Source organism: Falsiroseomonas sp. CW058 (assembly GCF_050563535.1).
GTDB lineage: Bacteria > Pseudomonadota > Alphaproteobacteria > Acetobacterales > Acetobacteraceae > Falsiroseomonas.
The window spans coordinates 311,804-331,698 of record NZ_JBNXUO010000001.1; the positions used below are offsets into that span (position 1 = coordinate 311,804).

Below are 19,895 nucleotides of genomic sequence, written 5' to 3' on the forward strand. Positions count from 1 at the left end.
GCGCGCTCAGCCCAGCTGTCCCGCGCCGTCCGCGGCTTCCGCGGCCCTGTCGAGCGGCACGACAAGGTCGCAGACCAGCCCCTCGACCCCCCAGGCGAGCGTCACGGAGCCGCCGAGCTGGCCCCGCACCGTGCCGTCCAGCACGCGGGACCCGAAGCCGCGCCGCTGCGGCGGGCCGGACACCTGCGGGCCGCCCGCTTCCGCCCAGCGCAGGCGCAGCGTCCCCGGCTGCCCTTCGCGCGACCAGGTCACCGCGACGCGGCCGGCGGGGGAGGAGAGGGCGCCGTATTTCACCGCGTTCGTCGCCAGCTCATGCACCGCGATGCCGAGCGGCTGCGCGGCGCCGGCCGGCAGCGCGACCGGCGGCCCCAGCAGCGCCACCTGCGGGCCGCCGGCCTGGTCCGGATCGAGGAAAGCCGCGAGTTCGCCGCGCAGCAGGCCACGCAGGTCCGCCCCCGCCCAGCGGTCGTTCGCCAGCAGCGTCTGCGCCCGCGCCAGCGCGCCGATCCGCCCCTCGATCGCGCGCACGTAGCTCGGCAGGTCCGGCGCCTTGGTCAGCCGCAGCGCGGCGCCCACCACGGCAAGCGCGTTCTTCGCACGGTGGTCCACTTCCCGCGCCAGCAGCGCCTGCCTCTCCTCCGCCGCGCGGCGGGCGGTGACGTCCTGGCCGATCTTCAGGAAGCCGCGCAGCCCGCCATCGGGGTCGCGCAGCGCGACGGAGCGGCCTTCGATGAAGACGCGCGATCCGTCCTTCCGCAGGTGCCAGCGCACGTTGGGGGCGGACCCTTCCCGCACGGCCGTCTCGCGTTCCCGCGCGGGCACGCCGGCGTCGCGGTCCTCGGGCGTGAAGGTCGCGTCCACCGGCATGCCGACCGCCTCCTCCTCGGTCCAGCCGAAGACATGCGCGGCGCCCGGCAGCCAGCCGTCGATCCGGCCGTCGGGGTCGGTGGTGAGGATGGCGTAGTCCCGCGCGGCCTCGACGATCAGGCGCAGGCGCTCCTCCCGCTCGCGCAGGCGTTCCTCGCCGCGGCGGCGGGCGGTGATGTCGTTGAACAGCACCGCCACCTGCCGCTGCTCCGGCCGGCCGATGCGGAAGGCGAAGACGTCGTACCACCGCCCGTCGAGGCCCGCCGCCCGGTTCTCGAAGCGGACCGGCTCGCCGGTCAGGGCGACGCGGCCATAGGTGTCGAACCAATGCGCCTCGTGCCCCGGCACGAGGTCGCACACCGTGCGGCCGATGGCGTCGCGCAGGCCGGTCTGGCGTTCGAAGGCGGGGTTCACCTCGAGGAAGCGATAGTCCCGCGGCCGGTCCGCGGCGTCGAAGATCATCTCGATGATGCAGAAGCCGGAATCGATCGACTCGAACAGCGCGCGGTATTTCGCCTCGCTCTCCCGCAGCGCGACGTCGTGCCTCTCCCGCAGGGCGCGCTCGGCGCGGACCTTCGCGGTCGTCTCGGTCGCCGCGCAGAAGAACCCGGCGATCCGCCCCTCCTCGTCGCGCAGCGGCGTGAGGGAGAAGGTGAACCAGCCGACCGGCCGCCCCGGACGGCCGCCCAGCGCGACCGGGCGGTCGACATAGTGCAGGGATTCGCCGGCCATCACCGCCTCGACCAGCGGGCGGTACTCGTCCCAGATCTCGGCGAAGAGGCGGGCGAAGGGCTGCCCGATGGCGCCGGGATGCTTGCTGCCGAGGATCGGCACATAGGCGTCGTTGTAGAGCGACACCAGGTCCGGCCCCCAGGCGACATAGACCGGCTGCCGTGCCGCCAGCATCAGTTCCAGCACCGTCCGCAGGCTCTGCGGCCATCGCCCGACCGGGCCGAGCGTGGTGGAGCCCCAGTCGAAGCCGCGGATGCCGTCGGCCATCGCGCCGGCCGCGACCGGGAATCCGGTGGTCATGCGCCGGGGTCCGGCTTCGCGGTCCGGGCGGGGGGGCGGGTCCTGTGGGGCAGGCCGGACATGCCCCGCGGCTCGGGTTGAAGTGGACGAAGGCGGTACTGGGGCATGGTTGGGGATTGAAGGCCGGCCGGTGCGGCAACTGTCAATTTCCGCGGCGTACACGATCATTCGATGTGCCGTTCGGGACCCGTACCGGCCCCGCCACGGAGGGTTCGGGAAACCGCGCCCCGGCGGGATCAGACCGGCAGCGTCGCCACCGCGGCCAGCCCGCCCTGCGGCCGGTTGCGCAGCACCACGTCGCCGCCATGGGCGCGGAAGATGTTGCGCGCGATGGTCAGGCCGAGCCCGGTGCCGCCCGTCTCGCGGTTGCGGCTGGCCTCAAGCCGGCGGAAGGGCTGGAACACCGCTTCCAGCTCCGATTCCGGCATGCCCGGGCCGTCATCCTCGATGACGATCCGCGCGGCCCCGCCCGCGGGCGGGGCCAGCGCCAGCCGCGCCGCGCCGCCATAGGCCATCGCGTTCCCCACCAGGTTGGCCAGCGCGCGCTTCAGCGCGACCGGCCGCGCGGCGACGGTCAGGTGCTCCGGCCCGGCATAGGTGATCCTGTCCGCCTCGTCCGGGCGCGCATCCGCCGCCTCGTCCAGCACGGTGCGGCAGAGCGAGGCGAGGTCGAGCGGCACCGAAGGCTCGGCCGCCGCGTCGTCGCGCGCGAAGGCGAGCGTCGCCGCGATCATCGCCTCCATCTCGTCGAGGTCGGAGAGCATCTTCCGCCGCTGCTCGTCATCCTCCAGGAACTCGGCGCGGAGCCGCAGCCGGGTGATCGGCGTCTTCAGGTCGTGGCCGATGGCGGCGAGCATCTGCGTGCGGTCGCCGACGAAGCGGCGGATGCGCTCGGCCATGGTGTTGAAGGCGCGGGCGGCGGTGGCGACCTCGGCCGGGCCCTTCTCGGGCAGGGGAGGGGCGTTCACGTCGCGGCCGAGCCGGTCCGCCGCCGCCGCCAGGTCCGTGACCGGCCGCGTGAGGCGGCGCACGGCCCAGAGCGTGAGCGCGGCGGCCGCCAGCGTCATCAGCACGAAGGCGATCAGGAAGGTCTCGGAATGCCACGGCCGCGGCGGCGGCAATTCGATGCGGAGATTCAGCCAGTGCCCTTCGTGGAAGCGCACGCTCATCAGCATGACGCCCGGGCGGTGCGCGCCGGAGACGATGACCTCCCTCGGGCGGAGCCGGGGCGGGCCGTTCATCAGCCCTTCCAGGCGGAACAGCCGCACCAGGGGCTGCGGCGGGGGCGGGTAGCCGACCCGGGCGGCCGGCTCCTCCTCCACCGCGGCGCGCAGGCCCGGCGGCAGGTCGAAATCGGCGGCGACGGCGGCGCGCCGGTCCGGCGGGGTGACCAGCAGCGTGCGCCACACCGCGAAGGACCGCTGCGAGATGTCGCGTGCCTGCTGGAAACGCTGCAGGTCCATGCGGTCCAGGGCGTGGATGGTCAGCCCCGCCACCTGCACCAGCACCAGGCCCAGCAGCAGCACCAGCGCCGTCCGCCCGGCGAGCGAGCGGGGGAACAGGCGGGACCAGCGGCGCTGCCGCGGCGGGGGTGCCGCCGGCGCCGGGCGGCCGGCGGCGTTCACCCGCGTTCCACCGTCGCCGCCAGCACGTAGCCGCCGCCGCGCACGGTCTTGATGACCTGCGGGTTGCGCCCGTCATCCTCCAGCTTGCGCCGAAGCCGGCTGACGGCGACGTCGATGGCGCGGTCGAAGGGCCCGGCCTGACGGCCGCGCAGCAGGTCCATCAGCATGTCGCGCGTCAGCACGCGGTTCGCGCGTTCCACCAGCACCATCAGCAATTCGTATTCGCCGCCGGTCAGCGGCACTTCCACCCCCTGCGGGTTCAGCAGGCGGCGGCGCGCCGGTTCCAGCACCCAGCCGGCGAAGCGGATCGCCTTGGCCGGCGGTTCCTTGCCGGCGCCGGTGGAGCTGTCGGCGCTGGCGCGGCGCAGCACGGCGCGGATGCGGGCCAGCAATTCGCGCGGGTTGAAGGGCTTGGCCACGTAGTCGTCGGCGCCGAGTTCCAGCCCGACGATGCGGTCCGTCTCCTCGCCCATCGCGGTCAGCATGACGATCGGCACCTCCGACTGGCCGCGCAGCCAGCGGGCGAGGTCGAGGCCCGATTCGCCCGGCATCATCAGGTCCAGCACCACCAGGTGGTAGCGGCCGAGCGGCCAGAGCTTCCGCGCCTCACGCGCGTCGCGCGCCGCGGTCACGCGGAAGGACTGCTTCTCCAGGAACTTCCCGAGCAGTTCGCGGATCTCCCGGTCGTCGTCGACGACGAGGATGTGGGGCGCGGCGTTCTCCATGGCGGAAACATAGCGCGGCGCCGGCCGCTTTGGCGCGGCGCATGTTGCGGCGTGTGACGCCGGGCGAGGCTGCAACAGCCTGTTGCACTTGCTCACGCATGGGGGCTTCGGCGCGTTACCTGCGCGCCCCATCCTTCACCGTGTCAGGACGCCGGCCCCGCCGCGGCAGACTTCCCCCGCCGCGGTCCCTCCCCCCTCTCCTGCCCGGGGCCGGCGTCGTGTACTGGCGGCGGGGATGTGCCCCCCGACTTCATCCCCGCCGCCCCCCTTTCCCCATGCGCCCGGCTGGGCCCGCGCGGCGGTCGCCGTGCTCGTGTTACGCGACCCGCGGCTGGCCGGGATCGAGACCCGTGCCGGCCCGCTGCCCTGGCAACCCCGCGCGCGGGGCTTCCCGGGGCTGCTGCGGGCGATCTGCGGGCAGATGATCTCGAACGAGGCGGCGGGCGCGGTCTGGCGGCGGCTTGCGGCCCTGCCGGGTGCGACGACGCCGGAAGGGCTGCTCGCGCTCGACCCCGCGCGGCTCGGCATCGAGGGGGGGCTGTCGCGGCCCAAGGTGGCGCATGCGCGGGCGCTGGCGGCGGCGATCCTGGAAGGCCGGCTGCGGCTCGACGCGCTCGACGCCATGGGAGACGAGGAGGCGATCGCGCATCTCTGCACGGTGAAGGGCATCGGCCGCTGGACAGCGGAGGTCCACCTGCTGTTCGGCCACGGGCGGCCTGATGTCTTCCCCGCAGGCGATCTGGCGCTGCAGGCGGCGCTCGGGCACCTGGCCGGCCTGCCGGCGCGGCCGGATGCGAAGGCGCTGGCGGCGGCGGCCGAGGCCTGGCAGCCCTTCCGCGCCGTGGCGGCGCGGCTGCTCTGGCACCACTGGCTGCACCACACGAAGCGCGCGACGATGGAGCCCGAGGAGAACGCGCCCGCATGACCGCCCCCGCCCTGTCGTCCCGCATCCGCCGCACCGCAGCACCCCCCATCCCGGCGGCGCGGGCCTGGGCGGCGCGCTATGCCGGGCAGGCGGGCCCGGCGCTGGACCTGACGCAGGCGGTCCCCGGCTATCCCCCGCCGCCCGAACTGCTGGCGCGCCTTGCCGCGGCCGCGGGCAGCGCCGCCTGTTCGGGCTATGGCCCCATCGCCGGCGACGCGCCGCTGAGGGAGGCGCTGGCGGCCGACATCTCCGCCTTCTACGGCGCGCCGGTCGGCGCCGCGGGGGTCGCCATCACCGCGGGCTGCAACCTGGCCTTCGCCATGGTGGTGTCAGTGCTGGCGGCGGAGGGCGAGGCGGTGCTGCTGCCGACACCCTGGTATTTCAACCACGAGATGGCGATGGCCATGCAGGGGGTGCGCGCCGTCCCGCTGCCGACGCGCCCGGAGGACGGCTTCGTCCCGGACCCCGCCCGCATCGCCGCCCTGATGGCCGAACACCGGCCCCGCGCCGTGGTGCTGGTGAGCCCGAACAACCCGACCGGCGCGGTCTACCCGCCCGCCCTGATCCACGAGGTCGCGGAGCTGTGCCGCCGCCACGGCGCCTGGCTGGTGCTGGACGAGACCTATCGCGACTTCCTCGACCCGGCGTCGATCCCCCCGCACGGCTTGTTCGGCGACCCCGGCTGGGGCGACGTGCTGGTCCATCTCTATTCCTTCTCCAAGGCCTATTGCGTGCCCGGCCACCGCATCGGCGCCATCGCCGCCGGGCCGGTGGCGATGGCGGCGCTGGAGAAGGCCTTCGACACGCTGCAGATCTGCCCGCCGCGGCCCGCCCAGGCGGCGCTGGCCTGGGCCATCCCGGCGCTTGCGGACTGGCGGGCCGGCAACCGCGCGCTGATGGCCGCCCGCGCCGCCTTCTTCCGCGGGGCGGTCGGTCGGCTGGCGGGATGGAGGCTCGATGCCATCGGCACCTACTTCGCCTATCTCCGCCTGCCGGATGGCGCGCCGGATGCGGTGGCGGCGGCCGAGGCGCTGGCTGCGGGGCAGGGACTGATGACGCTGCCCGGCCCCTTCTTCGGCCCGGGCCAGGACCGCCACCTGCGGCTTGCCTTCGCCAATGCGGGGGAGGATGTGCTGGCGCAGGTGCCGGCACGGCTGGCCGGCGTGGGGCGGGAGGGGTGAGGATGCGAAGGATCGACGTGATCTCGGACGCGATCTGCCCGTGGTGCTGGATCGGCAAGGCGCATCTCGACGCCGCGCTGGCGGAGCTGCGCGCGGAGGGGCTGGACTTCGCGGTCCGCTGGCGGCCCTTCCAGCTGAACCCCGACATGCCGGAGGAAGGGGTGGAGCGCGACGCCTACCGCGCCGCCAAGTTCGGCTCCCTCGACCGCTCGCGCGAGCTGGATGCGCAGGTGGCGGAGGCCGGGCGCGCCGCCGGGCTTTCCTTCCGCCACGACCTGATGCGGCGCACGCCGAACACGGTGGCGGCGCATCGCGTGATCCGCGCGGCGGAGGCGGCGGGCGTGCAGCACGCCGTGGCGGAGGCGCTGTTCCGCGCCTATTTCCAGCAGGGGCGCGACATCGGCGACGCCGCGACGCTGGACGAGGTGGCGGCCGGCGCGGGCCTGCCGGGGATGGCCGCGATGCTGGCCGGCGACGAGGGACGCGACGCGGTGCTGGCCGAGGACATGGCCGCGCGGCGCGGCGGCATCACCGGCGTGCCCTCCTTCCTGATGGACCGCCACCTGCTGTTCAGCGGCGCCATGCCCGGCCCGCGCATGGCGGACGCCTTCCGGCGGGCGGATGCGATCCTTTCCGAACGGGAGCGAACCGGCGTAGCGTAGCGTCGCGAATGGGGAGCCGCGCGCATGGAATGGGTCGTCCTCGGCATCGTCGTGCTGGTGCTGCTGTGGCTGGTGGTGATCTACAACCGCATGGTGGCGCTGCGGCAGACGGTGGGGCAGGCCTGGTCCGACATCGAGGTGCAGCTGAAGCAGCGCCACGACCTGGTGCCCAACCTGGTCGAGACGGTGAAGGGCTATGCGGGGCATGAGCGCGGGACGCTCGACGCCGTCGTGAAGGCGCGCAACGCGGCGGTGGGCGCGCAGGGGCCGGAAGCGGCGGCGGCGGCCGAAGGCCAGCTCTCCGGCGCGCTGTCGCGCCTGTTCGCGCTGAGCGAGGCCTATCCGGACCTGAAGGCCAACGCGAACTTCCTCTCGCTCCAGGGGGAGCTGTCGGCGCTGGAGACGAAGATCGCCGCGGCGCGGCGCTTCTTCAACAACGCGGTGGCGGAGTTCAACGCCGCGATCCAGTCCGTGCCGGCGGTCTTCATCGCCGGCCCGCTCGGCTTCGCCCAGCGCGGCTTCTTCGAGCTGGACGCGGCGGACCGCGCCGCGGTGCAGTCCGCGCCGCAGGTGAAGTTCTGATACGCCCAGTGGAATTGACCGACCCATGCGGCCCACGGTGTGGGCCGAGCGGCCGAACGGCCGCCGCCGCAAGTGCGGCGAGCCAGGCCGTCGAATGCCGGCGCCCGGCGCCTGAGGGTCCGGCAAAGGCATACGATCGGTCGAAGCATTCGACCGATCGTATGACGCGGCGCTGAGCCATGCTGCCCGCCACCGGGCTCCGCACCCATGCCTGGAACACCGCGCTGCGGTCGGCGCTGCTGCTGGCGGGCTTCCCGGTGCTGCTGGCGATGATGGGCTACGCCGTCGCGCTGCTGCTGGTGGCGTCCGACGCACCGACGGTGGCGGAGGGGCTGGCGCGGGCCGCGCGGCTGCTGCCCGCCATCATCCCGCTGGCGCTGCTGCTGGCGGCCGTCTGGTTCGCCATCGCCTGGTTCGCGCACAACCCCATCCTCGACCTGGTGACGGGGGCGCGGCGCGTGGCGGACCCGCGCGATGAGCCGCGGCTGTGGCACCTGACGGAGGAACTCTGCATCAGCCGCGGCATGGCGATGCCGCGTCTCGCGGTGATCGAGGACGAGGCGCGCAACGCCTTCGCCTCCGGCCTCACGCGCGCGAAGGCGGGGGTGACGGTGACGCGCGGGCTGCTCGACGCGCTCGACGACCGCGAGCTGCGGGCGGTGATCGGGCACGAGCTGGCGCATGTCCGCAACGGGGATGCGCGGCTCGGCGTCGTCGCGGCGGTGTTCGTGGGCGTCATCACCTTGGTGACGGACAATGTCTGGCGGGTGCTGCGGGTTTTCTTCCACGCCTCCCGCGCCGCGGGGGGCGGGCGGTCCACGCGGTCCTCGTCGCGTTCCTCCTCCTCGTCATCCGGGCGGCGGGAAGGCGGGGGCGGGGCGGGGGTGGTCGTCGCGCTGGTGGCCATCGCCATCGTCATCGCGGTCCTGGCGCATGTGCTGGCGCTGGTGCTGCGGATGGCGCTGTCGCGCAACCGCGAATACCTGGCCGATGCCGGGGCGGTGGAGCTGACCGCCGACCCGGATGCGATGATCTCCGCGCTGCGGAAGGTCGCGCAGCGGCCGGGCCTGTCGGATGTGCCGGACCAGGTGCGAGCGCTGTTCCTGCATGACGCGAAGCTGTCCGGCGGGGTGGGCTGGTTCGCCACCCATCCCCCGATCGAGGCGAGGGTCGAGGCACTGGTGCGCTACGCCGGGGGCCGGGACCCCGGCCCCCTGCCGGAGATCGCCGGGGACGCGCCGGCGGCGCCCGAGCCGCCCGCGGCGGAGCCCGGCCCGAGGGGAGCGATCGAGGAAAGGCTCGACGCCATGGCCGCCTTCGCCCGCACCGACGACCCGGCCTTCATGCGGAACCAGGCGCTGCGCGAGGCGGCGCGGCGCGCCGGACGCGACCCCGACGCAGCCGCACCTCCGCCCCCGCCGATGGATGCCGCGCCCGGCGCCACCGCTTCGGGAAACCCGCCTATCCCGCCAGCAGCGACTTCAGCTTCCGCACCGCCGAGCCCGGCGTCGTCACCACCGGCAAGCCCGTGGCGGCGCTCACCCTGGGGGCGGCGCGGGCCAGGCTGAACTGGCCCAGCAGCACCACGTCGCAGCGGCCGCGCAACGCGGCCGCGGCCTCCGCCGCCAGCCGGTCATGCGCGGCGGCATCCCCGGCATCGAGCGCGGCGAGCGCGCCTTCCGCCAGGCAGGGCACCACCTCCACCCCCGGCGGGAATTCGGCCGGCATGGAAGCGAGGGTGCCGGGGAAGGTCGCCAGCAGGCCGATGCGCCGGCCGGCCGCCACCGCCTCCTCGATCGCCGCCTCGTTCGGCTTCAGCACGGGCAGGGGGGCGAGGTCCGCCGCGCAGGCCTCGATGCAGGGGCCGAAGGCGGAACAGGAGAACAGGATGCCCCGCGCGCCGGTCCCGGCCGCATAGCGCGCCAGCGTCAGGAAGCGCGCCGTCATCGCCTCCGTCAGCCGCCCTTCGCGCGCGAGGTCGGCCGAGAGGCTGTCGTCGAGCAGGTTCATCAGCGAAGCGCCCGGCCATTCGGCGCGGAAGGCAGCCTCGATCGGCGGCGGGGAGTGCCGCAGCGCGTGGATCAGCGCGACGCGCACCGGCTCAGTTGCCCACGCAGCGTTGCAGGGGAGAGGGGAAGTCGGCGCAGTCGGGGAAGACGATCTCGTTCGGCCCGCGCCGCTCGACCCGCAGCGTGTTGGGGCCGCCGGGGCAGCCGAAGGCAGCGTCCGGCGCGATGCGGGGGCCGAGCGGGGTGTTCTGCGGCGGCACCGGCAGCAGGCGGAATTCCAGCGAGTCGCCCGAGGCGGCGACCGTCTCGATCAGCCGCTGGCGATAGGCGACGTCGAGCGTCGGCGCGCGCAGCACCACGTCGCGCGTGAAGATCACCGTGGGCTGCCCCGTGCAGCGCGGGCCGGAGGTGTCGGTCGGCGGGTACATGCCCCCCGTCCAGGACCCGAACACCCAGGCATGCGGAGGCTCGCCACCGGGCTGCGCGCCGGCGCTGCCGCCGAGCGCAAGGGCCGTCGCCGCCACCAGCATCCATCGCCGCATCCCGTCACTCCTTCGTGGCGCGGTCCTGCTCCGTCCGCCGCCGGGTCACGGGCGGACGATGCCCCCACCGCACCCCTTCCCGCAAGCGGGGGAGAGGCCCGGCGCCTCAGGCCGGCACGGCCGCCGGCCGCGGCGCCGGGTCCTTCACGGGAAGGTGCACCAGGGCCGCGAAGGCGGCGGCGGCGATGCCGATGCTCCACATCAGGTCGTAGCTGCCGGTCGCGTCCAGGATCAGCCCGCCGAGCCAGGCGCCGGTGAAACCGCCGATCTGGTGGCCGAGGAAGACCAGCCCGAACAGGGTCGCCAGCCAGCGCGTGCCGAAGTTGCGCGCCACCAGCGCCACCGTCGGCGGCACGGTGGACAGCCACAGCAGCCCCATCAGGGCGGAGAAGACCAGCACCGTCTCCGTCGTCTTCGGCACGGCCATGAAGCCGGCCATCAGCACGCCGCGCGCGGCGTAGATGAGGACGAGCAGTTCCCGCCGCCGCCAACGCTGGCTGATCTCCCCCGCGCCGAGCGAGCCGATCACGTTGAACAGTCCGATCAGCCCGATCGCGCCCGCGCCCACGGCCACCGGCAGGCCGCAGGAATGCACGAAGCCCGGCAGGTGGACGGTCAGGAAGGAGACATGCAGCCCGCAGACGAAGAATCCGAAGAACAGGAACCAGAAGGTCGGCGTCCGGAAGGCGCGCGACAGCGCCTGCCCGGCCGTCTCCTCGGACTGGGCGGCAACCTTCGGCGCGGGCCGGTCGGCCAGCGGCCAGGCCAGCGGGATCATCAGCAGCGCGACGCCGGCCATCAGCACCAGCGTCGTCTCCCACCCCAGCCCGGCGATGCCGAATCCGGCCGCCGGCACCACCAGGAACTGCCCGAAGGACGACCCGGCGGTGCCGAGCCCGACCGCGCGCCCACGCTGTTCGGCCGGCAGCAGCCGGGTGAGGGACGCGATGATGACCGGCATCCCCGCCGCCGACACCGCCGCCCCCATCACCAGCCCGGCGAAGAAGGTGAACAGCGCCAGCCCCTCGGACAGCGCCATGCCGAGGATGCCCGCGGCATAGAGCAGCGCGCCCCCCGCCACCACCGCCCGCCCGCCGAAGCGGTCCGCCAGCTGGCCCGCGACCGGGGAGAAGACGCCGTTCAGCAGCACCTGCAGCGCGATGGCGAAGGCGAAGCCCGAGGCCGACCAGGCATGCGCCGTCGTCATCGGCGCGAGGAACAGCCCGAAGGACTGCCGCAGTCCCATGGCCAGCGCGGCGCAGAGGACGGCGGTGACGAGCAGCGTGCCCGCGGCGACGCGAAGGTGGCGGTCCGTCATGACGTTCTCCAGCGATCCTGCGCCGCAGCATCCCATCCCGGGCCGCCGCCGCTCAACCATTCCCGGCGCGGGGCAGGGTTGTGGCGCCCGGCCCGCGCGGCGTTCAGCCCTTCGCGCGTACGGCCAGGCCGAAGGACGTCGCGACATGCCGCCCGACGAACAGCTTCAGGTGCGGCAGCCCGTAGGGCGGAAGGTCGATCGCCTCGTCCTCGGGGTCGTGGCCGGGATGCAGGTTCAGGGGCAGGACCTCGTGGCCTTGCGCCTGCAGCCGGCTGGCCAGCGCCTCCACATCGCGCCGGCGCAGCACCGAGACGCCGCCGCCATCGGGCGTGTCCTCGTTCGAGGTCAGGTTGAACTCCATCGTGTGCACCGCGATCCCGCCGGGCCGCAGCGCCGCCATCGCGCGCTCCACGAAGTCCTGCGCACGGCGGATGGAGCCCGCCTGCTGGAGGAGGGAGGCGGACCAGAGACAGTCGAACTGCCCCTCGATCCCGGCGGGCAGGTCGTTCGCGTCGATGGGGTAGAAGCTGACCAGCCGGTCGAAATCCTCCCGGTGGATCACGCGGGGGTCGAACAGCCCGTCCAGCCGTTCGGCCGGCTCCGGCCCCGCCAGGTCGCTCGCCAGCACCGTCACCCCGCGGGAGGCGAGGACGGCGGGGATGCGTTCGCGGCCGCAGCCGAAGCCGATGGCGCGCTTCCCCGGCGCGACCATCCCCTCGGTCGCCAACACGCTGACGATGTAGACCGGCTCCCAGATGCCGCGATGCGCCACGCGGTCCAGCGCCATCGCCTCCGCGATCTCGTGGAAGGCCGGTTCGGCGAACTGGGCGGAGGTGCAGAGCTGGCTGACCGGGTGTTCCAGCGTAGGCGGGGCGAAGCGCCAGGGCAGGCCCTCGTTCACCGGCGGCCGGAGCATCACCGGCGGCACGGCGTAGCGCGGGCCGCGGCCGGCGCGGCGGTCGGCCAGCGCATCGAATTCCGCCGTCTCCGCCAGCGCCTGGCGCAGCGCGTCGAGCGTGGGCAGGGCGCGCAGGCGCAGCAGCTCGGCCGGCCCGGCCGGCTCCCGCCCCAGCAGCATCCGCACGGCCCAGAGCGCCGTCTCCTCCGGCAGGAGGCCGTCCTCCCCCGCCACGCCCGGTGCCGACATCAGAGCCCCTTCGCGGCCTCGATCACCTGCGCCGCATGCGCTTCCGGCTTCACCTTGCGCCAGACCGCCTTCACCCGGCCATCGGCGCCGACGAGGAAGCTCGACCGCTCCATGCCCATGTAGGTCCTGCCGTACATGCTTTTCTCGACCCAGGTGCCATAGGCCTCGGCCACCTTGTGGTCCTCGTCGGAGGCGAGCGGGAAGGCAAGGCCGTATTTGGCGGCGAACTTCTCGATCGGCTTCAGCGGGTCGGGCGAGACGCCGATCACCGTGAGCTTCAGCGCCCCGAGCTGGGGCAGGGCCTCCTGGATGCCGCAGGCCTGCTTCGTGCAGCCGGGCGTGTCGGCCTTCGGGTAGAAGTAGAGAAGGTAGGGCACCCCCGCGAGATCGGCGGAGCTGACCGTGCGGCCGCCCGAGGCGGGCATCGAGAAGGCGGGCGCGGGATCGCCCACCCCTGGGCCCGCGGGCGGCAGGGCGGGTTGCGGCGCGGCCCCGGCCGCGGGCGTCTTCGCAGTCGGCATCGGATGGTGGTCCCCCGGTCTCAGCTTTCGTCGAGCCTGCCGATCCGGCGCAGGAAGCTGGCCCTGACCCGCGCCGCGGCCTCGCGCATCTGTGCGCGAAGTCCCGCCTGGTCAACCACGCCGCCCGGCAGCAGCGGCGCGACGGCGGTCAGCAGCGCGGCCGCCACCGGCTCGGGCAATGCCTCCTCCCGCCAGCGGCCGACGGTCAGGCGGAGATGGGCGAGGATGCCGCGCCAGAGCCGTTCCGCCGCGATCAGCCCTTCCGCCTCCTCCGCGTCGAGCAGCCCGGCCTTCGCCAGCGCCGCGAGGGCGAGGCGCGTGGTGGGGGAGAGGATGGCGGGCCGCCCATGGGCATGGGCGACCTGCAGCGCCTGGGCGATGAACTCCACCTCCACCAGCCCGCCGGGCATCAGCTTCACGTCCCAGGGGCCGTCCGCCGCCAGGTCGCGCAGCATCCGCCCGCGCATCGCCGCCGCATCGGCCAGCACCGCCGCCGGGTCCGCCGCGCGGGTCTGCGCCGCGCGGATCGCGCCTTCCACCCGCCGCTTCAGCGCCGGCGCGCCGGCGACGAAGCGCGCGCGGGTCAGCGCCATCCGCTCCCAGGTCCAGGCGCTCTCCTCGTGGTAGCGGCGGAAGGCGGAGAGCGAGACGGCGACCGGCCCCTTCGACCCCGAGGGACGCAGCCGCATGTCCACCTCGTAGAGCTTCCCCTCCGCCCCCGGCGCGGTCAGCGCGCCCACCACCTGGTTCGCCAGGCGCGAGAAATAGACCGAGGGCGGCAGCGCCTTCTGCCCGCCGGTGCTCTCCTGCGCGTCCTCCTCGTGGTCGTAGACGAGGATCAGGTCGAGGTCGGAGGCCGGCAGCATGTCCCGCCCGCCGAGCTTGCCGAGCGCCACGACGCCGAGCGCGCCGCCCGGCACCTTTCCGTGGCGCTTCGCGAATTCGCCGGCGATCCGCGGCAGCAGCGCGCCGATCGCGGCGTCCGCCAGCGCGCTGCGCGCGGCGCCCGCCGCGTCCGGGTCGGTGCGGCCTTCCAGCGCCGCGGCGTCGATCTCGAACTGGCGTTCGGTCACCAGCCGGCGCGCCGCCTCCAGCGCCTCCTCCAGGAAGCGGGCGTCCTTCACCAGCGCGCCGAGCCCGGCGGCGAGGTCGGCGCCGCCACTGGCGTTGCCCTGGCCGGCCAGCAGCCCGTCCAGCGCCGCGGCGTTGCGCGCGAAGTGGTCCGCCAGCTGCGGCGCGGCGCCCAGCACGAAGGCCAGGCGGTCCAGCAGCGCGGGGTTTCGGGCCAGCAGGCTCAGCGCCTGCACCCCCGCGCCCAGCCGGTTCAGCGCGGCGTCGAAGCGCATCAGCGCCGCGTCGGGCTGCGGCTGCCGCCCGAAGGCCGCGAGCAGCGCGGGCATCAGCGCCGTCAGCAATTCGCGCGCGCGTTCGCTGCGCGTCGCCCGCGTGCGGCCATGATGCCAGCCGCGCACCATCGACGCGACCGCGCCCGGATTCTGGAAGCCCATCCGGCGCAGGGTGTCGAGCGTCGCCGGATCGTCCTCGACGCCGGTGAAGACCAGGCTGCCCGCTTCCCCGCCCGCGGCCAGCGTCGGCTCCTCCTCGAACAGGCCGGCATAGCGGCGCTCGACGCGGGAGAGATGGCCGAGCAGGGCGGCGCGGAATTCCTCCACGCCCTCGAAGCCGAGGAAGGAGGCGATGCGCGCGATCCCCTCCGGCTCCTCCGGCAGCCTGTGCGTCTGGCGGTCGGCCACCATCTGGAGCCGATGCTCGAGGTTGCGCAGGAACACATAGGCATCGGCCAGGTCGGCCGCCGCGCGGCGGTCGATCCGCCCCGCGGCCGCGAGGGCGGCGAGCGCGCCGAGGGTGGTCGGGTCGCGCAGCGCCGGGTCCCGCCCGCCCCAGATGAGCTGGAGGACCTGGGTGGTGAACTCGATCTCGCGGATGCCGCCGCGGCCGAGCTTCACGTCGTGCCCGGCCACCTGCACCTCGGCATGGGCGCCCTTGTGGCCCTTGTGGGCATGGATCTGGCGCTTGATGGAATGGATGTCGGCGACGGCCGCGAAGTCCAGGTGACGGCGCCAGACGAAGGGCCGGATCTCGCGCAGGAAGCCGTCGCCGAGCGCGCGGTCCCCCGCGACCGGCCGCGCCTTGATCATGGCCGCGCGTTCCCAGTTCTGGCCCATGCTCTCGTAGTAGGCGATGGCGGCGGGCAGGCTGACGGCCAGCGGCGTCGCGGCGGGGTCGGGGCGCAGGCGCAGGTCGGTGCGGAAGACGTAGCCATCCTCCGTCCGTTCCTCCAGCAGCCGCACAAGGTCGCGCGCCAGCCGCACGTAGATGGCGCCGGCGCGGTCCACGTCGTAGGTTGCGGCCTCCGGGTCGTACAGCACCATGAGGTCGATATCGGAGGAGTAGTTCAGCTCGCGCCCGCCGAGCTTGCCCATGCCGAGCACCACCAGCCCCGATCCGCGGCAGGTGGCGCGCGGGTCGAACCGCGCCGAGCCGCCGGCCAGGCGAAGCTCGCCGCGCGCCTGCGCCTCCCGCAGGAGATGCGCGCAGGCATAGTCGGTGCAGGCATCCGCGAGGTCCGACAGCGCGCCCGTCACGCGGTCGAGCGGCCAGGCGCCGGAGATGTCGGCCACCGCCGCGATCAGCGCCGCCTGCCGCTTGGCCTGCCGCAGCAGGGCTGCCACCTGCGCGCGGCTGGCATCGGGGTCCGACCGGCCGAGCGGGTCGAGCGCGAGGGCGAGGCTGGCTTCCGGCCCGCGTTCCGCCAGCCGCAGCAGCGTGGCCGATTCCCGGGTCGCGGCATCGGCGAGGTAGGGGCTGTGGCCGCCGAGGGCCGCAAGCAGCGACGCCCCCGCGGGCGTCGCCGCGAAGGCGCGTTCGGCCGCGCCGCGTTCGGCGAAGCGCCCGGCCAGGTGCTCCGCCGCCTGCGCGTCGAAGGGACGGGGCAGGCCGCCGGTGTCGAGCGGTGCGGCCGGGGTCGGGCCGGCAGGGGCGGAGGCGCGGGTTCGCGGCATGGCAGTCGAGGGAAGCGGTGAGGCAGGCCGCCGGTCAAGTGGCCCGCCGTGCGGGCAGCCTGCTGCACCTGCTGCTCGGCGCCGTCACCCTGGCGCTGCTGGCGCTGGGCGTGGCGGGCTGGCGCCTGGCGCAGGGGCCGGTCGAGCTGCCCTGGCTGGCGCGCCAGATCGAGGCGGCGGCGAACGGGGAGGCCGAGGGTCGCGCGCGGCTCGAGGTCGGCAGCGCCGCCATCGGCTGGCAGGGCTGGCGTGACGGACGCCTCACCCCGGTCGACATCCGGCTGTCCGGCGTGCGGCTGCTCGACCCCGCGGGCGCCGCGCAGGTGGCCTTGCCGGACGCGGCGCTGACGCTGTCGCTGCCCTGGCTGCTGCGGGGGGAACTGGCGCCGCGCGTGCTGGAACTGCGGGCGCCGGAACTGCGCCTGCGCCGCACCGCCGATGGCCAGGTCGCGCTGATGCTGGCCCAGGGCCCGCCGGCCGGCGCGCCGGCGCTGGAGGCGCCGCCCGGGACCGCGACGCTCGAGGAACTGGCGGCGGAGCTGATGCGCCCGCCTTCGGAGGAGACGGCGCGCGGCGCGCTCGCCGCACTGCGGATCACGGGCGGGCATGTGGTGGTGGAGGATGCGGCGCTCGGCCTGACCTGGACGCTGGAGGAGACGGCGCTGGAACTCCGGCGGATGCCGCGCGGCGGCATCTCCGGCCGTCTTTCCGCCAACCTGCGGGCAGGGCCGGCCACGGTGCCCATCGCCGGCACGCTGGAGGCGGCGGGCGACCCGGTGGAACTGCGCTTCCACGTCACGCTGCCCGAGGTCGCGCCGGCGCGGCTGGCCCAGGCGGCCCCGGCGCTGGCGCCGCTCGCCGGTCTCGATGCGCCGGCACGGATCGAGCTGGCGGGGCGGATGGGCACCGACGGCGTCCCGCGGGAATTGCGGGCGGTCCTGTCGGCGGGCGCGGGCCGGCTCGACCTCGGCGGCGGGCGGCGCATCGCCATCCTGGGCGGGGAGGCGGTGGTGGACCACGCGCCCGACAGGCTGCGGCTGGACCGCGCCGTGCTGCGCCTTCCCGGCAGCGCCATGGCCACCACCCTGACCGCAACGGGCGAGGCGGTCCGCGCGCAGGCGGGCTGGCGGGGCGCCGCCACGCTCGAGCTCGACGCCGTGCCGCTGGCCGAGCTGCCGCGCCACTGGCCGGAAGGCCTGGGCAGTGGCGAGAGGTGGTGGATCACCACCAACATCACCGCCGGCGAGGCCCGCAACGGCCGCTGGCGCTTCGAGGGGGAGGCGGCGGCCGACCTCTCCTCCGCGCGGCTGACCGGGCTTTCGGGCACGCTCGACGTGGCGGACGCGACCGTCCACTGGCTGCGCCCGGTGCCGCCGGTGGAACGCGTGAACGGGCAGGTCGCCTTCTCGCTGGCCGAGGTAACGGCGCGCGTCGCCTCCGGCCGGCAGGCCGGCACGGCGGTTCAGGCCAGGGACACGGTGCTGCGCTTCCTGTTCCCCGACGGCCAGCCGCCGCAGGCGGAGATGCAGGTCGGGCTGGCGGGCCCGGTGCCCGACGTGCTGGCGGTGCTGCAACACCCGCGGCTGCGCCTGTTCGAACGCCGCCCCCTGCCGCTGAAGGAACCGGCGGGCACGCTGGACGGCCGCCTCAGCCTCGGCTTCCCGCTGATCGAGGCGCTGCAGGTGGAGCAGCTGCGCATCCGCGCGCAGGCGCGGCTGGGCGCGGTGCGGCTGGCCGATGTGCTGTTCGGCCGCCCGCTGGAACGCGGGCAGTTCGACCTGACGGTGGACAACGAGAGCCTGCGCGTGGCGGGCACCGCGGTGCTGGCGGAGATCCCGGCGCGGCTCGGCGTCGAGATGGATTTCCGCAACGGCCCGGCGACCCAGGTGGTGATGCGGGAGACCGTGCAGGCCCGCACCGACATCCGCACCCTGGCCACACTCGGCCTCGATGCCGAGGACGTTGCGGCGGGGCCGGTCACGCTCGACGTGCGGACCGAAAGGCGGCGCGGCGGCGCCGGCCGCGTGAACATCCGCGCCGACCTGCGCGAGGCGACGATGGGCATCGCCCCGCTCGCCTGGGCGAAGCCCGCCGGCCAGAATGCCGGCGCCGACATCGTGCTGCGCCTCGCCGGCGACAACCTGGAGGCGGTGGAGGCCTTCCGGGTGGAGGCGCCGGGGCTGTCCATGCGCGGCAACGCCGCCTTCGCCCGCGGCGCCCGTCTGGAACGAGCGACGATCAGCGAGGCGGCGGTGGATGGCAGCCGCCTAGCGGGGGAGGCGCGGCCGCCGCCGCAGCCCGGCGCGCCCTGGAACGTCGTGCTGCGCGGCCCGGTGCTCGACCTCCGCCGGGCACTGGGGGAGGAGGGGACGGCACCCGCCCCGGCTGGTGCGGCGGATGCGCCGCCCGGCGCCGCCTATGCCATCGATGGCCGGTTCGACCGCGTGCTGCTCGGCCCCCTGCGGGAGATCGCGGCGGTGGAGGCGCGTGTGCTGATCGACGGCCGCGGCGTGGTGCGCGACGGGCGGGTGGCCGGGCGCGCCGGCGCGCGGGGGGCGTTCGAGGCGAGCATCACCCCCGACGGTGCGGGCCGCGCGATGCGGCTGACGGCGGAAGATGCGGGCGCGCTTCTCGGCAGCTTCGACGTGCTGCGGCACCTGGAGGGCGGGCGGCTCGGCGTGCAGGCGCGCTACGCCCATAACGGCCCGGGCGCGCCGCTTTCGGGCAGCGCGGAGATGAGCGACTTCGCGGTGCGCAACGCGCCCGGCTTCGCCAAGCTGCTGCAGGCGATGACGCTCTACGGCCTGGTGGAGGCGCTGTCGGGGCCGGGCCTGTCCTTCTCCCGCCTGGTCGCGCCCTTCACCCTGTCGCCCGATGCGCTGGTGCTGGGGGAGGCGCGGGCCTTCTCCGCCTCGCTCGGCCTGACGGCGAAGGGCACGCTGGACCGCCGGCGGCAGCGGCTGGCGATGGAGGGGACGATCGTGCCGGCCTACATCTTCAACTCGCTGCTCGGGAACATCCCCATCTTCGGCCGGCTCTTCTCGCCCGAGGCGGGGGGCGGGCTGTTCGCCGCGACCTTCCGGATCGGCGGCCCGGTGGATGACCCGGTGGTGAACGTGAACCCGCTTGCCGCGCTGACGCCGGGTTTCCTGCGCGGCCTGTTCGGGATCGGGCAGGCGCCGCCGCAGCAACCCTGAATATTACGTTTTCGCCATCGCCGCATCAGCATGTTGCGCCGGATGCGCGTTCAGGTTGAGTTTCTGGCTGCAATAAGGGCCAGCCGCGACATGGATCAGGACGCAACCCCGAAGCTTCGCCGCAGGCTGCTCGTGCTGCGGCTCGGCGCGATCCCCTCCGCCGCGCTGCTGGCGCCCCGCGGGTCCGAGGCACGGGTGGCGATGGCGCCGCAGGGCGGTGCGGCCCCGGTCCAGGGCTGGACCGACAGCGACCCCTCCGACGGGCCCGGCCGCGGCCGCGGCCCGCGCCGCGGCGGCACCGGCATCAGCGACAGCGATCCCTCCGACGGGCCGGGCCAGGGGCGCGGCGCGGCGCGCGGCAGCGGCGTGACGGACAACGACCCGTCCGATGGGCCCGGCCGTGGCCGTGGCGGGCGCGGCAGCGGCATCAGCGACAGCGACCCGTCTGACGGCCCGGGGCGTGGTCGCGGGCGCAACACCGGGCTGACCGATTCCGACCCCTCCGACGGCCCCGGCCAGGGCCGCCGCGGGCGCTGAGG

General features: G+C 74.9%; 16 protein-coding genes. 7 read left to right on the forward strand and 9 right to left on the reverse strand.

Translation table 11 applies throughout. The annotated features are described in order from the left end of the window. Positions 1 to 6: 6 nt before the first annotated feature. The 3 genes from ACK8OX_RS01515 to ACK8OX_RS01525 all read right to left on the reverse strand — a co-directional run bounded on the left by ACK8OX_RS01515 (position 7) and on the right by ACK8OX_RS01525 (position 4,249). On the reverse strand, positions 7 to 1,899 hold the full coding sequence (locus ACK8OX_RS01515) for a PAS domain S-box protein (RefSeq protein WP_430662142.1): 1,893 nt from the start codon (positions 1,897 to 1,899) through the stop codon (positions 7 to 9). A gap of 236 nt (positions 1,900 to 2,135) precedes the next feature. After that, positions 2,136 to 3,524 carry an ATP-binding protein gene (locus ACK8OX_RS01520; RefSeq protein ID WP_430662143.1) on the reverse strand — a complete coding sequence of 463 codons (1,389 nt, stop codon included), beginning with the start codon at positions 3,522 to 3,524 and terminating at the stop codon, positions 2,136 to 2,138. Further along, the gene (locus ACK8OX_RS01525; protein ID WP_430662144.1) at positions 3,521 to 4,249 is read right to left on the reverse strand and encodes a response regulator; all 729 of its coding nucleotides are present in this window, start codon (positions 4,247 to 4,249) and stop codon (positions 3,521 to 3,523) included. Before ACK8OX_RS01525 ends, ACK8OX_RS01520 begins: the two co-directional genes overlap by 4 nt. Positions 4,250 to 4,556: 307 nt before the next feature. Here ACK8OX_RS01525 and ACK8OX_RS01530 point away from each other — a divergent pair, with 307 nt between their 5' ends. The 5 genes from ACK8OX_RS01530 (at position 4,557) to ACK8OX_RS01550 (ending at position 9,167) form a co-directional block, all read left to right on the forward strand. Continuing rightward, complete coding sequence (locus ACK8OX_RS01530) at positions 4,557 to 5,174, forward strand: DNA-3-methyladenine glycosylase family protein (RefSeq protein WP_430662145.1); 618 nt, start codon at positions 4,557 to 4,559, stop codon at positions 5,172 to 5,174. Continuing rightward, the gene (locus tag ACK8OX_RS01535) at positions 5,171 to 6,355 is read left to right on the forward strand and encodes an aminotransferase (RefSeq protein ID WP_430662146.1); all 1,185 of its coding nucleotides are present in this window, start codon (positions 5,171 to 5,173) and stop codon (positions 6,353 to 6,355) included. The genes ACK8OX_RS01530 and ACK8OX_RS01535 overlap by 4 nt, the downstream gene beginning before the upstream one ends. Before the next feature lie 2 nt (positions 6,356 to 6,357). Further along, entirely contained in the window at positions 6,358 to 7,017 is a 660-nt protein-coding gene (locus tag ACK8OX_RS01540; RefSeq protein ID WP_430662147.1) for a DsbA family oxidoreductase, read from the forward strand. A gap of 24 nt (positions 7,018 to 7,041) precedes the next feature. Then, on the forward strand, positions 7,042 to 7,599 hold the full coding sequence (locus tag ACK8OX_RS01545; RefSeq protein ID WP_430662148.1) for a LemA family protein: 558 nt from the start codon (positions 7,042 to 7,044) through the stop codon (positions 7,597 to 7,599). Between the two features lie 179 nt (positions 7,600 to 7,778). After that, positions 7,779 to 9,167: a M48 family metalloprotease gene (locus ACK8OX_RS01550; protein ID WP_430662149.1), complete on the forward strand. Its 1,389-nt coding sequence runs from the start codon at positions 7,779 to 7,781 to the stop codon at positions 9,165 to 9,167. Here ACK8OX_RS01550 and ACK8OX_RS01555 read toward each other — a convergent pair. The 6 genes from ACK8OX_RS01555 to ACK8OX_RS01580 all read right to left on the reverse strand — a co-directional run bounded on the left by ACK8OX_RS01555 (position 9,061) and on the right by ACK8OX_RS01580 (position 16,159). Beyond that, on the reverse strand, positions 9,061 to 9,696 hold the full coding sequence (locus ACK8OX_RS01555; RefSeq protein WP_430662150.1) for an aspartate/glutamate racemase family protein: 636 nt from the start codon (positions 9,694 to 9,696) through the stop codon (positions 9,061 to 9,063). The two genes, ACK8OX_RS01550 and ACK8OX_RS01555, sit on opposite strands and share 107 nt — an antisense overlap. A 4-nt stretch (positions 9,697 to 9,700) precedes the next feature. Then, positions 9,701 to 10,150 carry a hypothetical protein gene (locus ACK8OX_RS01560; RefSeq protein WP_430662151.1) on the reverse strand — a complete coding sequence of 150 codons (450 nt, stop codon included), beginning with the start codon at positions 10,148 to 10,150 and terminating at the stop codon, positions 9,701 to 9,703. 106 nt (positions 10,151 to 10,256) lie between these two features. Then, complete coding sequence (locus ACK8OX_RS01565; RefSeq protein ID WP_430662152.1) at positions 10,257 to 11,468, reverse strand: MFS transporter; 1,212 nt, start codon at positions 11,466 to 11,468, stop codon at positions 10,257 to 10,259. A gap of 103 nt (positions 11,469 to 11,571) precedes the next feature. Continuing rightward, positions 11,572 to 12,615: a hypothetical protein gene (locus ACK8OX_RS01570; RefSeq protein WP_430662153.1), complete on the reverse strand. Its 1,044-nt coding sequence runs from the start codon at positions 12,613 to 12,615 to the stop codon at positions 11,572 to 11,574. Beyond that, a complete protein-coding gene (bcp, locus tag ACK8OX_RS01575) occupies positions 12,615 to 13,136 on the reverse strand; it encodes a thioredoxin-dependent thiol peroxidase (RefSeq protein ID WP_430662154.1) in 522 nt (173 codons plus the stop codon). Before bcp ends, ACK8OX_RS01570 begins: the two co-directional genes overlap by 1 nt. A 20-nt stretch (positions 13,137 to 13,156) precedes the next feature. After that, on the reverse strand, positions 13,157 to 16,159 hold the full coding sequence (locus ACK8OX_RS01580) for a bifunctional [glutamine synthetase] adenylyltransferase/[glutamine synthetase]-adenylyl-L-tyrosine phosphorylase (RefSeq protein ID WP_430662155.1): 3,003 nt from the start codon (positions 16,157 to 16,159) through the stop codon (positions 13,157 to 13,159). A 38-nt stretch (positions 16,160 to 16,197) separates the two neighbouring features. Between ACK8OX_RS01580 and ACK8OX_RS01585 the strand changes: the two genes are divergently transcribed. Both ACK8OX_RS01585 and ACK8OX_RS01590 read left to right on the forward strand, forming a co-directional pair. Continuing rightward, entirely contained in the window at positions 16,198 to 19,356 is a 3,159-nt protein-coding gene (locus tag ACK8OX_RS01585) for a DUF3971 domain-containing protein (protein ID WP_430662156.1), read from the forward strand. A gap of 90 nt (positions 19,357 to 19,446) precedes the next feature. Beyond that, on the forward strand, positions 19,447 to 19,893 hold the full coding sequence (locus tag ACK8OX_RS01590) for a hypothetical protein (protein ID WP_430662157.1): 447 nt from the start codon (positions 19,447 to 19,449) through the stop codon (positions 19,891 to 19,893). Positions 19,894 to 19,895 lie beyond the last annotated feature (2 nt).